This is a genomic window from Johannesbaptistia floridana (assembly GCF_057440575.1).
Genome location: NZ_JALKVM010000214.1, coordinates 1 through 13958, shown reverse-complemented (window position 1 = coordinate 13958; position 13958 = coordinate 1). Strand labels below are relative to the sequence as shown.

10 protein-coding genes are annotated in these 13958 nt (G+C 37.2%); 3 read left to right on the top strand and 7 right to left on the bottom strand.

Annotated elements, in window-relative coordinates:
* Positions 1–111: 111 nt before the first annotated feature.
* The 3 genes from MW688_RS14005 to MW688_RS13995 form a co-directional block, all read right to left on the bottom strand.
* Positions 112–243, bottom strand: coding sequence for a hypothetical protein (locus MW688_RS14005; RefSeq protein ID WP_486736633.1), 132 nt, complete (start codon positions 241–243; stop codon positions 112–114).
* A 357-nt stretch (positions 244–600) separates the two neighbouring features.
* Entirely contained in the window at positions 601–1872 is a 1272-nt protein-coding gene (locus MW688_RS14000; protein WP_486736632.1) for a glycosyltransferase, read from the bottom strand.
* 127 nt (positions 1873–1999) lie between these two features.
* Positions 2000–2215, bottom strand: a complete 216-nt coding sequence (locus MW688_RS13995) for an RRXRR domain-containing protein (RefSeq protein ID WP_486736631.1) — start codon at positions 2213–2215, stop codon at positions 2000–2002.
* Positions 2216–2640: 425 nt separating this feature from the next.
* Between MW688_RS13995 and MW688_RS13990 the strand changes: the two genes are divergently transcribed.
* The 3 genes from MW688_RS13990 (at position 2641) to MW688_RS13980 (ending at position 7439) form a co-directional block, all read left to right on the top strand.
* Positions 2641–3912: a helix-turn-helix transcriptional regulator gene (locus MW688_RS13990; RefSeq protein ID WP_486736630.1), complete on the top strand. Its 1272-nt coding sequence runs from the start codon at positions 2641–2643 to the stop codon at positions 3910–3912.
* Positions 3913–4548: 636 nt separating this feature from the next.
* Complete coding sequence (locus MW688_RS13985) at positions 4549–6822, top strand: pyridoxal phosphate-dependent decarboxylase family protein (protein ID WP_486736629.1); 2274 nt, start codon at positions 4549–4551, stop codon at positions 6820–6822.
* A 278-nt stretch (positions 6823–7100) separates the two neighbouring features.
* Positions 7101–7439, top strand: coding sequence for a hypothetical protein (locus MW688_RS13980; protein ID WP_486736628.1), 339 nt, complete (start codon positions 7101–7103; stop codon positions 7437–7439).
* Here the strand turns inward: MW688_RS13980 and MW688_RS13975 are convergent.
* The 4 genes from MW688_RS13975 to MW688_RS13960 are packed head-to-tail and all read right to left on the bottom strand — an operon-like array spanning position 7384 to position 13896.
* Entirely contained in the window at positions 7384–8880 is a 1497-nt protein-coding gene (locus tag MW688_RS13975) for a trehalase family glycosidase (RefSeq protein WP_486736627.1), read from the bottom strand. The genes MW688_RS13980 and MW688_RS13975 overlap by 56 nt on opposite strands.
* Before the next feature lie 19 nt (positions 8881–8899).
* A complete protein-coding gene (treY, locus tag MW688_RS13970) occupies positions 8900–11677 on the bottom strand; it encodes a malto-oligosyltrehalose synthase (protein ID WP_486736625.1) in 2778 nt (925 codons plus the stop codon).
* A gap of 2 nt (positions 11678–11679) precedes the next feature.
* Entirely contained in the window at positions 11680–13485 is a 1806-nt protein-coding gene (gene treZ, locus MW688_RS13965) for a malto-oligosyltrehalose trehalohydrolase (RefSeq protein ID WP_486736624.1), read from the bottom strand.
* A 48-nt stretch (positions 13486–13533) separates the two neighbouring features.
* A complete protein-coding gene (locus MW688_RS13960) occupies positions 13534–13896 on the bottom strand; it encodes an alkaline phosphatase PhoX (protein ID WP_486736634.1) in 363 nt (120 codons plus the stop codon).
* Positions 13897–13958: the final 62 nt, after the last annotated feature.

The following is a 13958-nucleotide window of genomic DNA, read 5'->3' as shown; positions in this document are numbered from 1 at the left end:
ATTATCATTTCATTGACTTTTTTTACTATACTAAGTACAGAGATAAGCTTGCTGATTACGAGATAATTAATGGTGCGTTACACTGCGTTAACGCACCCTACAGTCTTCTGATTACGAGATATTAACTGTGGTCAAGGTGGCCATGATTTGGCTTTGTAAGGAAGTTGTTATCTTTTCCCATTCCCACATATCAGCATTTTGATTAAGAAGATTATTTAATTCTGTGGCGATATTTTCAGTCATTTATAGTTGATTTGTAGATAAATTGTATCTATATTATCATTTCATTGACTTTTTTTACTATACTAAGTACAGAGATAAGCTTGCTGAATACGAGATAATTAATGGTGCGTTACACTTCGTTAACGCACCCTACAGTCTAAGTACAGAGATAAGCTTGCTGATTACGAGATAATTAATGGTGCGTTACTTGATATAACAGTGCGTTACACGCAAGTTATAGCAATGAGCCAATAGATGTTGACAAAAATGATGAAAAGCCCCCCTTAGTAAGGGGGGTTGGGGGGAAAAGTTAGTGATAAATGTTGTTAACACTACTGCGATCCCTGCTATAACTAGGGGAGAAGGCAGAAGCAAAAATTAAGCGCCAAGGGCATAGATTTCTACAGGAGATTCTTGCTGTAGAGATAAATATAAATTACTTAACTGAGTGGCAACACCATCCCAACTAAAATTATTTTCTACTCTTTTTCTTCCCGCTTTGCCGAAACTAATCTGTAAATCTCGATTCCCTAAAATCTTATCTATCGCTTTAGCAAAAGCAAATTCGTTTTGGGGAGGACAGAGTAACCCCGTCTTTTCATTAATAACTGTATATTTTAAACCTCCTACAGCAGAAGCTACTACTGGAGTTCCACTGGCCATAGCTTCAATTGCCACTAAACCAAAAGGTTCATAATGACTAGGTACTACACAAACATTAGCGGCAGCATAGTAAAGATGGAGATTCTCTTTGCCCAGTCTTCCGGGAAAAGTGGTGAATTCTCTCATATCTAGTTTATCTACTATAGCTTCAAGGCGATCGCGTTCTTTGCCGTCGCTATGTCCCGGACGAGAACCTCCTGCTATAATAAGTTTAAGATTTGGCATACCTTTATATTTAGAGCGATTGATTGCTCTAACTAGAGTTTCAATACCTTTACGAGGATCAAATCTGCCCACATAGAGAACCACAAAACTAGAACCTGGTATACCTAAAGCTAATCTCGCTTGAGATTGAGATATTTTTCCAAAACGTTCTATATCAGTGCCACAGGGAATAACTGTGATATTTCCCTGGGGGGAAACCAAATTCTCCATCTGTATTTTTTCCTGTGGACTAGTTGCGACAATTTTATCAGCAGTTTCTAAACAATCTTTTTCAACTTTTAGACGTAAATTTGCTATCTCTGGGATTAACTGAACATTTTGATATTTTACTGCCCCTAAGGAGTGATAGGTGTGAACTTGTTTAATATTTTGGTGTTTTTTTAATTCCATACCTACCCAAGCCGATAGCCAATAGTTAGTATGGATTATGTCATATTGATAATTATGATTAGCTTGATATTTTTGAAATTCCTTAACAAATTCTGGGAGGTGAGGAAATATTTCTTGTCTGGGGATAAATTTTTCTTCTCCTGCCACTAAACGAATAGTACGACAATGAGGATTATGATTAACTATTTTCGGTGATTCTGAATTAGTTGAACGAGTAAATAGGTCTACCTCCCATCCTTGTTGACTCAGTTTACTTAACGCTTCTCCCACTTCCCTCACATATACATTTTGGCCTCCTGCTTCTTCTTTACCTATTTCTACAGCAGGATCCCCGTGTACTGAGATGAGAGCAATTCTTTTTTTTGTGTTCATCTTTCCGCCCTCATGGAGACTCTCGCTAAACCTCTCATCAGGTTAGCGATGAGAGGAAATGAGGGACATAATTTATGTTGCATAGTTATATCCATCCGCTTTGTGAATAGGTTTACAGTATTTGTGGCTAATAGGTTTTGATGCTTTGGTGTGAGTTAAGGATAATGGTAAATGGATAACGTTCAAATACGCTTGCTTTCCCTTGATTGAGTAACTTTTTAGCTCTACCAGGATGGCTGGGATTTAATGGTTTTTTCTGGGAATCTAAGACAAAAACTCCCATGAGTTTAACTCCTATTTCTAGGGTAAAGGTCGCCTCGTCAATGTTTTTAAAGTTTGTCAAGTTAACAGCACTTCTTTAGCCCAAATACAGATGTTTAACTGTTAACCACAGAAGCTACAAACTGGCGAGGTATTTGTAGGTGTGATGGCTTTAAAAACGTAGTTTGATTAGAACTAAGACTGGTCAACTATAGGCTTTTGCAAGCCCCCACTATCATCGGTACTCCGATTATAGTGGTGGGATGTTGACAAGTATTTAGAACCCCATAACTTTTCTCACATGAATGAGATTTTTTTCATCATAACAACATATAAATGAGTATGTCAACTTTTAACTTTAGTTATATTAAAGTCTCAATCTATGAATGATAGGCATTTCACCCCAAGAAAAATTATGAGAATGAAAGATAGTATTTAACTCACGCTTATGAGTTAGACTGAAAGTTGAGCCGAAAATAAATAATTTGTATCAATACGAAAAACAAAATGATCCCAGAAGATTTCCTAAAAAATGTAGCCAACTCGCATAATCTGTCTAAATCCGAAGAAGATGTACTTTTATTAGCTATGAAGGGGAAATCCACGACAATAATGGCGGAGGAATTAACAATTAGCCGAGACGCAGTGAGAAAGCGTTTAAGTGAGATTTATCAAAAGTTTGCGATTAATGGTCGAGGACCAGTAAAATTAACTAAGCTACAACAAATACTAGTTAATCAATATCAAGCTGAGGAGACTAATCATCGCTTAATTAGAAGTGATGATAATCATCTAGATTGGCGAGATGCCCCTGTTAATCAGAATTTTTATGGGCGTTATCTAGAATTAGAGACTTTAAAAACTTGGATTATCGAGGAAAAATGCCAAATTGTGGGAATTTTGGGTATGGCAGGAGTGGGGAAAACCACCCTAACAGTAAAGCTAGTAGAAACAATTCAAAGAGAATTTGAGAGGATTATTTGGTTATCCCTTAATCAATTTTCTAGTCTTGGTAATTTACTAGAAAATTTATGTCAATCTTTGTCTATTCAAAGTAATCATTTTGCTCAACAAACTAATATCTTAGAAGAGCAAATTTTACGATTAGTTACCATTTTGCGAGCACAAAAATGCTTATTAATACTCGACGGTTTTGAAGTAATGTTACGCAAGGGAGAATTAGTAGGAAAATATCAAGATAACTACCAAGGCGCTGGTCAATTGATACATATAATTGGTACAACTCCACATCAAAGCTGTTTAATTATTAATAGTCGAGAAAAAATTAAACAAATTTCTTTTTTAGAAGGATTACAATCTCCAGTTAAATCAATTACTATAAATGGATTAGGGGAAGCTGCATATCAAATATTGAGAGAAAAAGGTCTTTCTGGGGTAGAAAATTGGCATACTCTCATCGCAGCTTATCAAGGTAATCCACTCATGTTAAAGTTAGCAGCTAATACTATTTCAGAGGTTTTTGATGGCAATGTGGGAGATTTTTTAACAACTACCTTATTAACAGGAGAAGTAAGTATTTTTATCTTAGAGACTTTAACTAGATTATCAAGTTTAGAAAAGAAAATTGTTCAAGAAATTGTCAAGGCAGAAACACCACTATCAATCTTAGAGCTACAAAATAAATTGTCAAATAATTCTCCTCAAGAATTAATTAGTGCCGTAACATCTCTCAAAGAGCGATCGCTTTTAGAAAAAACTCAAGCAGGTTTTCTCCTTACCCCAATCGTTATGGAGGTGAGTCGGCAGCAATTTGATTGAGGAGTAATACGGTTTAACCGAGTCAACCATGCTGAATCTGCAAAAACTGAGACAGGGTAACTCAGACCCTCGCATCTTTACCCAAAGTTACGGTGGGGGATGAATTATGAGTTTTGAAGTTTTGAAGTTTTGAAGTCTTGAAGTCTTGAAGTCTTGAAGCTGACGGGGTGACAGGGTGGTTGAAAAGCTTGTGGAGATTTGGGTTTGGATTGGGCGCACCGCGAAGCGGATCTCGCTCCTAGGCGGTGAAATTTTTCTGCTTATTGAGAATGAACTTAATAATAATCATTTTTATTTTTGTCCAGGATAACCCCAAGAGTAGATTGACTTGTTAGTCAACATAAAAACGAAAAAACTATAAATACTTGACAAAAATCTATTTTTAAATAATGATATCAAGGTGTGATAAAACTAAGAAGGAATAGAGAAGAAAGAACCTAACTTTCTCTGAGATTTTTCTTAATAACTTAATGATACTGAAAAGCTAACTAGCTAACGAGGTTCGACTAAAACCTTGAAATCAGTGCAGCTGTGATTGCTGCTGCATTGATATGAGGCGATAGCTTCGGTTCATGGTAGCCGCGATCGCCCCTCTCGAAAACTTTCCATTACTGATGATTAACACAAGAACTAATAATGACTAAACTTCCTGTAGATTTAACCCCTAACTATTCGAGCGAAGGACTCAGTAACTTAAAGAAAGCAGTAGGGGATTTATTAGCCTCTCATTCTATTGCTCAACTATCAGGTAAAAAGCGTATTGTTAGCCAAACGCTCCAAGATTTACTCGGTGGAGAAGAAGAAACCGAACCAGAAGTGGCCGCTTGGTTTCTTGGGCCACGGGGTGAAAACCTTGAGTTATTTACCGACTTAATTTTACTCGGAATTAACGATCACGTTTTTTGGCGACGCAATTTTCATCCGAGTGATCCCTCTCCTATTACCGAGGCCATAAAACGAGAGCCTGGTTATCTAACGGCGGTGGATACCATTAAAAGCGAGTTCCAGATCATGTTGGCTGAACTGAAAAAATCTGCTCCCTTTGCAAGTATGCGCTACCAAGGTCATATGACTTGGGATCAGACCATCCCAGGAATGGTGGGCTATGTGGCGGCCATGTTGTACAACCAAAATAACGTCGCCCTCGAAGCGTCTCCCATCACCACCGTCTTAGAAGTAGAAGCTTGTCGGGACTTATGTCTAATGTTGGGCTATAAGCAGACCAATCCTCAGCCTTGGGGACATCTGACCTGTGGGGGATCAACCGCTAATATTGAATCGATTTGGGCTGCCCGTAACCTTAAATATTATCCTCTTTCCTTCAAAGAAGCCCTTAAAGATTTAGGAACTGACTTAGGCAAGGATTTCCTGACGATGTTTACCGTTACCTTGCCTGATGAAACCTCTCATCCTATTGGTAACCTAGACACTTGGGCGTTATTGAACCTATCAGTGGACGAAGTGTTAAGTCTTTCTAACCGCTTATTAGAAAATGAGGCAACCTATGGCGTAACAGTAGATGCTTTTAATGATGCCCTTGCTCCCTATTCTCTGCAAAATATGGGCTTCCTCGACTTTTCCAAAAAGTTTTTAGAGGGAACAAACGTGGGAAATCCAGTGATGCTCGTCTCTGCGTCTAAGCACTATTCCTTATCTAAAGGGGCTGCTATTTTGGGACTGGGGGTTAATAATATGCACACTGTAGCCCTCGATACCCATGGTCGAATGGATGCGGTTGAACTTGAAGCGGCCATCGATCAATATGTTAACCCTGACCCAGAAACCGGTCTCAAGCACCCCATTATTTCTGTGGTATCTATCTTTGGAAGCACTGAAGAGGGTAATGTTGATCCCTTAACTGAGGTGATCCGCTTACGCAATGATAAGTATCGTCCCATGAACGTGGACTTTGTTCTTCATGCTGACTGCGCTTGGGGAGGATATTATGCTGCCCTATTGTGGGATAACTTAGATGATCCTGAAGATACACCCCTTCCTCAGTTACCCATGAGTGACTACGTGATTGCTCAATATCAAAACCTCAAACATACTGATACTATTACCATCGATCCTCATAAAACTGGATATCTACCCTATCCGGCAGGAGCCCTATGTTATCGTAATATGGCCATGCGAGCTTTGATTGCTTTTTCAGCCCCTTATATCAACTCTGACGGAGCCTCCACCGATGAAGAATTGCTACTGGGAGACTTTGGTATTGAAGGGTCAAAACCAGGTGCTGCAGCAGCAGGGGTTTATCTGAGCCATGCAGCTATTCGTCCGACACGGCAAGGGTACGGCAAAATTTTAGGACGCACCATCTACAACTGTAAAGTTTTCCATTGGAAACTGTTGGAATACAGTGACAAAAATCAGGAGGATTTTATTGTCGTTCCCACTCCTCCTTTTGAAGGAGAGATTCCACGTTTCTTAGAAAAACTATCGAGCCAAACCCCTCGCTCTTTGATCATCGATGAAAATACTATTTTCGATACCTTGCGTCAAACGGGGTCAGATTTGAATATTCTCACCTATGCTTTTAATTACAAAGTTGGAGGGGTACTCAACACCAATCTCGAAGAAGTGAATACTTTCAATAAAGCTATTTATGATCGCATTAGCATTAAACCTGATGGCCGTGACATTTACAACTATGAAATTTTAGTAAGTACCACAGATTTCCTGAAATATAGCTATGGTGAAGTCTTTTTTAATGACTACAAAGAACGGTTATTAGACTTACCCAAGGGAACGGGGAATGATGATAACGACAAAGCCATTTCAGTGCTACGTTCAGTCATTATGGACCCTTGGATCACCGAGGATGTTGAGGGTAAACCTTTTGTGGATTATATCGTCGCTAAACTCTTTGACATTGTTCGAGAGGTGCTTGAAGAAATGCAAGCTTAATGCAATCAGTAGGGGCTTAATATTATTATTAAGTCTCTAGTCCAAGTTTCCCCGTCAGACTCCCTTTGTACATGGGTTAAAAACTTGATTTGAATGAGTAAGGTGGGCATTGTCTCTCTTACACCGAATTAGAATTTGAACTGGTAGCGGGTTTTGAATGAGGCGGAGTTAAAATTTTAATGCACAATGCGAAATTCTCTCTTCAACAAGTTGTAATAACACTACTGTTTGTGAATACTTACCATAAAAATGAGGTGAGGCAGGACAAAGAAGCATATATGGCTAATAATCATGACACTAAGGATTTTGTTAATCAAATTGATATCCAAGATTTAGTGACTAAAATGCGGAATATAGGGGGTGTAAAAATCAAAAATCGTCTCCACAAGTGGAGAATTTATCCCAAGTGTTTTATAGGTTCTGAAGCAGTAGAATGGATGAAATCTCAATTCAATATATCTACAGAAGATGCAGTAAAATTGGGTCAAAGGCTAGTAGACAAAAAAATTATACACCATGTAAACGATGATCATAATTTTGCTGCTTTTATTGGGATGAAGACTAAACAAATTTGTCTTCACTGCAATAGTTTAAAAGTTCTAAAAATACTCCATTAGTCCAACCAAAACCAATTTCATTACTACTGTAGCCAAAATGTATTTCGTAAGCAACCCTTGCTGAACAAGTTTCTACATCATACTTTTCTAAAAGGGTACCTCGATTATTAAATTCATGGAGCAGAAGTGTTAAAAATTTATCAGCAATGCGCCTCGCTTCCTCGTTATAGCCATATCTAGCTAAGCCTGCCACGGCAATTAACTGTAGAGGTGCCCATCCAAAGGGGGCATCCCACTGATTTCCTGTTACTTGAGTACTTGTGCGTAAACCGCCATTAGTTTCAAACTTAGGTAAATTGGCCACTACTCTGGCGGCTTGGTCATTGGACGCTAAACCTGCCCAAAGAGGGTAAAAAGTCGTTAAATATTCGTAGGGACGACGATGGTTATTTAAAAAGTTATAATCAAAATAAAGTCCTGCTTCTTCATCCCAAAGAAATTGGTTAATTAGCTTTTGACGTTTTTCAGCCCTTTGTTTCCAAAGAGCAACTGTATTGAGTCTATTTAAATCCCGGTTCATTTTCGCTAAATCAATTTCCATCTGGTAAAGAAGAACATTAAGACATACTGGAGCGTAGTGGATTACATCCACGCTAAAGGCTCCAAAACGGTTAGTGATATCTAATCCTGACTCCCGCATGGAGCGATCGCCTTTGTAAAATAAGTCTGTCAGATAGTCATGAGTCTTATCGTAATACAAATTAACATCATAATCATCCAGGGTGTGAGTCCGATAAAAATCTTTGACTCTTTCGTAATGAGTTCTACCCCCTTCGTCTCTTTCGGAATAAATCACCTCTGGCGCTGGACCTTCTCCTAAATCATAATAACGAGATAAGCCTGTCACGGGATTTAGATGAGGGGGAACTGTCCAATAGTAGTAATATTTTTCCACAATGGGCAATATAGATTCTAACCATTCTCTATCTTGTTCTTTTTCCCACAACTTCATAATCATTGGCGTTAAAAAAGGGGGTTGAGAACGAGTTAACAAGTAGGTACGATTAGCGTTTAAGATGCTTCCGTAGTGGCTTATTTCATAGAGTAATTGATCTATTTGAGACCTAGCTAGGGTAATTTCACCATCGGCTAATAATCCTAAGACAATAAAATAACTATCCCAACCATAGAGTTCATTGAATCTTCCTCCCGGCACTACATATTCCCCAGGAAGATAGAGTAGACCATGTTCTATTATTTCGGGAAACTCGGCAGGTAAAACTCTCAGTTCAATTTGTTTAAACTCTTCTTCACTAATTGCTTCAGAAATACGCTGATTCACCTCCTCAAAGTTTTCTTGAGGAGAAATATAAACTAACCATGGTTGCGATGGTTCTTTATATACTTTAGGATCTTTTGCCGCATCTTTTATATGGGCAAGAGAACGAGTTAAAATATGCCAATTTTCTTTTATATATTTTCTTGCTTCGCTAATTTTCATTTATTTCTATAATATTTCTTCACTTAACTGATTTTAACAAAGCTAAGGGCAAGCTTGTAAAGATATCTCGAATCAGCAATTTATTTTCACCCTCAATGGTGCGATTAGTTAAGGTATCTTGCCACACTTTACCCCATTTTTCAGGAATCGATAGGTAACTATTTCCCCAAACTTCTTCTCCCAAGGGAAACAGAGGGGGAGATACTAAACTATTGAAATGACGGGCTGCTATAGTAATTATTACTTGTTCTCCTTGATGTCTAGCAAAGGCAATTAAATGTGAATTTTTCTCTTCACTCACCTCTAGAGGTAAGTAATCGCCGGATTGGAACACTTCTAAGTATTCTTTTCTAACTTGTAAGGCTTTTTGAGTTAAAAACAGTTTAATTTTACCGTTAGTATAATTCTGCTTAAAATCTTCGATATCTCCGGTTTTTATGGCTGTTAATAGTTGTTTTCTCAATTGATAATCTACCAAACGACGGTTATCAGGGTCTACTAGACTAAAATCCCATAATTCTGTACCTTGATAAAAGTCTGGTACTCCTGGAGAGGTTACTTTTAATAGGGTTTGTGATAGAGAGTTTAGCATTCCATAAAAACTAATTTTTGCGTGGAATTCTGTAAAGTTTTCCCAAAACTCGGCGTTATTACTAAAATCAAATACTTTGTCGATGAAGTTACAAAATTCATCTTCGTATACTTGATCTGGTCTTAACCAAGCTGTATGAATTTTCGCTTCTCTGACTGCTTTGATGCTGTATTCTTTTAGACGTGTAATTAATTTTTCTGGGTCTTCTAGTTTGAAGGGAAAAACCCCTAGTAAATTTTGGTAGAAGAAATATTCGTCATTGGCATCAGGAATCAGTCGGGAGTTAATTCTGGCTTTTTTGTTATAGTTGAGTTGCCGCCACAGGGTTACTTTTTGTTCCCATTCTCCGGGTATTTCTGAAAGTACATTTAATCTTGCCCTCGCATCTTCGCTTCTTTTAGTATCGTGGGTAGAAGTTGTACTCATGCTGTGGGGATGACTTTCTAATCTTTGCTGATTAAATTCATGGAATTCTTCGATACTTACTCCAAAGGTTTCTGGATTACCTCCTACTTCATTGAGGGAGGCTAGACGATTATAAACATAAAATAGAGTATCTTCTATACCCTTAGCCATTAATGGCCCAGAGTATTGCTGTAGTTTCATGGTTATATTTAACCATTGTTGCTTTTGTGCCGCAGTAAATTTTGAGTCATAATTTTGCAGCAATACTTGTTCAATAAAGTTTAATTCTCTAATTAATAGTTGATTGGCTGTTTTAGCTTTAGCGAGAGTGGCTTCTATATATTGGCGATCGCTTTTACTTGTACCTTTTTCATCTACATAAGTCCTATACACGGGAAAATGCACTAAAACCTCAAAAATAGCTTTTCTCAATCCACTCAGGGTAAAATCTCTTCCGTATCTGTATTGTTCACTAATTTCTTGCACAAAATGAGCTATATTATCTATATCTCCCACTAGGTTAGTTTCTGCCATTAAACGCTTTTTCCCTATAGCCAACTCAGCATAATTATTGCTACTCCCTGTCACCATGTCATATATTTGGCTAAACTGCTGTTCGTTTTCTTGTTTACAGAAAATTCCATTTACTTGATTGAGAAAATCATAACCTGATGTGCCTTCTGTTAGCCAATTTGATGGCAGCACTTCTTCTGCTTCTAATATTTTTTCTACTACTATATAAATATCTCCTACTAATTCTTTTAATTTCTCTAAATATCTCCTCGGATTATATAATCCGTCTATGTGGTCAATTCTTAAGCCTGTAAATTTCTCATCTTTTACCAATTGACTAATTAGTTGATGAGTTTTGAGGAAAATTTCTTGATCTTCGACTCGCAGAGAAATTAATTCATTTACTGTAAAAAATCGCCGATAATTTAATTCTTCTGCCCCTACTTTCCAATAAGAAAGCCGAAAAAATTGTTGATTCAATAAACTATCTAATAAACTAAAACTTTCTGGTTTCCCCTCCTCCCCATTAAACAGTTCTAAATTATCATTAATCAACTCACGAAATAAACTATTTTGAGAATATACCTCCTCAATCAAGCTTTTAATAAAATTAGCTTGTTCTTTTCTTTGCCGATATGGTGTATTTTCATAATCTAAGTTTTTTAGTAAGTACAAAATCCCCAAAAGTTTCATCACATCTGGGTGATTTCTTCCCAGTTTTTTAGTTAATTTCCCTAAATTGTAGGTGAAAAATTCCCCATAGGATTCAATGCGCAAAGGAATTTTCAGACCATAATAGGTTATACATAAATTTTGTTCGTCATAAACTAATTTTAATTCTCCAGATTCTAAACAATTACTATACAAGTCTCCTAAGAGAGGAGTTAATATTTTTCCTTGGAGTTGAGGATAGGGATGATGCCAATTTATATCAAAATAATCACTATACTCGGAGATGGGGCCATGTTCAAATATATCAATTAACATGGGATTTTCAGAGTTATAAGCCCGATGATTAGGTACAATATCCTGTAGCCATCCTAAACCCTGACTTTGTACCTCTATTGTCAGATTATTAAAATCACCAATTGTCCCTAATTCACGATTAAGAGAGTTAGCATCAACAATATCATAGCCATGTTGACTTCCTTTTCCTGCTTGAAAAATTGGTGAAGCATAAATATCAGAAATCCCCAATTCTTTTAAATAAGAAACAATAGCGCGGGCTTGAGAAAAACCAAAATTGGGACAAAACTGAATTCTGTAGGTAGCGGTAGGTATACGCATAATTATTGTTTTTGATAAATATGTAAGTTATAGGGCTTAATCTTGATATTTTTCTCGGAGATAATCGCTGTTTGAGAAGGTTGAATGTTTTCTGAGTCTAAAATTTTTAACCAGTTACCTTCTGGGAGAGACCAAGAGACTAAATTAGAACTAAAATTAAGTAAAATTATTACTTCTTGTTGATAGTTTAAAGATAAAATACTATCATCATTGGTAACTAATGGTTTTTGCTGAATTGCAGAAATTTTGAGATTTTTACGTATTGTAATCAACTTTTGATAAAATTGCCATAACTGTTGGTGTTTACCTTGATTAATTTTGTCCCAATTGAGAGTAGATTTTTCAAAAGTTTCTATACTAGCTGGATCTGGGGGTGTTGCTGAGGTTTGAAAATCAGCAAATTCGCTTTTTCTTCCTTCTCTAACGGCTTCTACTAAATCAGCATCTAAGTGATTGACAAAATAAAGAAAAGGATTATCTTCTCCGTATTCTTCACCCATAAATAGTAGAGGTATATAGGGAGATAATAACAAAGTAGCCGCCGCTAATTTTAGTTTAGGAAAACTAGCTAAACTAGATAAACGTTCTCCCAGCATCCGATTACCCACTTGGTCGTGATTTTGACTACAAACGACGAATTGTTGAGGAAGGCGATCGCTTGCGTCATTACCATGATAACGTTTTCTAAAAGGGGAATATTCACCACTATACACAAATCCTGATTTTATCGCCTTAGCTAAATGTTCAACTTTGCCAAAATCTTGATAGTATCCGACATTTTCTCCCGTCAAAAGCGTATGTAAACTATGATGAAAATCATCACTCCATTGTGCCGCCATCCCGTGACCACTTTCTGTTAAGCTTTGAATAACTCTCACGTCATTTAAGTCACTTTCAGCAATTAAATAAAAGTCTTTGTTTTCTACTTTCGATAGTTCTTCTACTTTTATGGCTATTTCTGCTAAAATGTGCAGGGCGCTAAAATCGTATATGCCGTGAATTGCATCTATTCTCAGACCATCAAAGTGATACTCTCTCAACCAATAGAGAACGTTATTAATCACAAAATTGCGTACTTGGTTACTATAGGCATCATCGTAGTTAAGACCGTTTCCCCAGGGAGTGTTATATTTATCGGTTAAGTAAGGACCATATTGGGAAACATAACAGCCTTCTGGACCAAAATGATTATAAACTACGTCTAAAATCACATTAAAACCTTCTTGATGACAGGTGTTAATTAACTCTTTTAACTGGTTTGGTCCTCCGTAGGAATTTTGCACAGCGAAGGGGTATACTCCATCATAACCCCAGTTTCTTTTCCCAGGAAATTGAGCTACTGGCATGATTTCAATAGTATTGATTCCTAAAGCTTTGAGAATAGGTAGTCGTGAGGCGATCGCGCCAAAATCCCCCTTTTGAGTAAATGTACCTACATGCACCTCGTATATAATCCACTCGGCTAAGGGGAGAGGATTCCAACTCTTATCTTGCCACTGAAATTCTTGATGATTTACCACCTGAGAAGGTTCATGTACTCCTTGAGGTTGGTAAAATGAAGCAGGGTCAGGAAATTGTAACTCTCCATCCAACTGATATAAGTACAAACTACCCGATTCTATCTCAGTAATTTTTGTACTCCAGTAACCCTCTACATCTTTTTCCATAGGAATTATTTTATTTGGTTGAGAGTCATGGCTAATTAGAATCAAATCAACTTGTTCTCTAAAAGGTGCCCAAACAGTAAACTGACAATAGTTATCTCGATAAACTGCACCAATTTCTCTACAGGGACGAAAATTTTCCATTTTTATAGTTTTTAGTACCAACAATATCAGAAGTTTATTTTTATTTATTCAATTACCAAAATTTAGCCAAGGTCCCCAAATTGCTAAAGTAACCCCAGGATTTTGTATATTAACAAAAAGAGTTTGACCATCTGGTGAAAAACAAACGCCAGCGAACTCGCTATTATTATAGGCATTTCTGGCTAAAGGATAACATCTGCCTTGGGGTGTAATTCCCACAAGAAACTGTTCATTTTTGCCATCTTCACATACCAGTAGATGACCGTAGGGAGTAAAGGTTAAATTATCAGGATAATCTAAAACCTGTTGACCTGGTGACTCTACATAAAGTTCAATAGTATTAGTTGCAGGAGTGTAGCGGAAAACTTGACCTACACCCGCCTTACCTCCACTAGTACAAGTCCAGTATATATCTCCATTACCGCTTCTAAAAATCTACTCAAATTTACTCAAACAGCCAAATAAGACAGAAA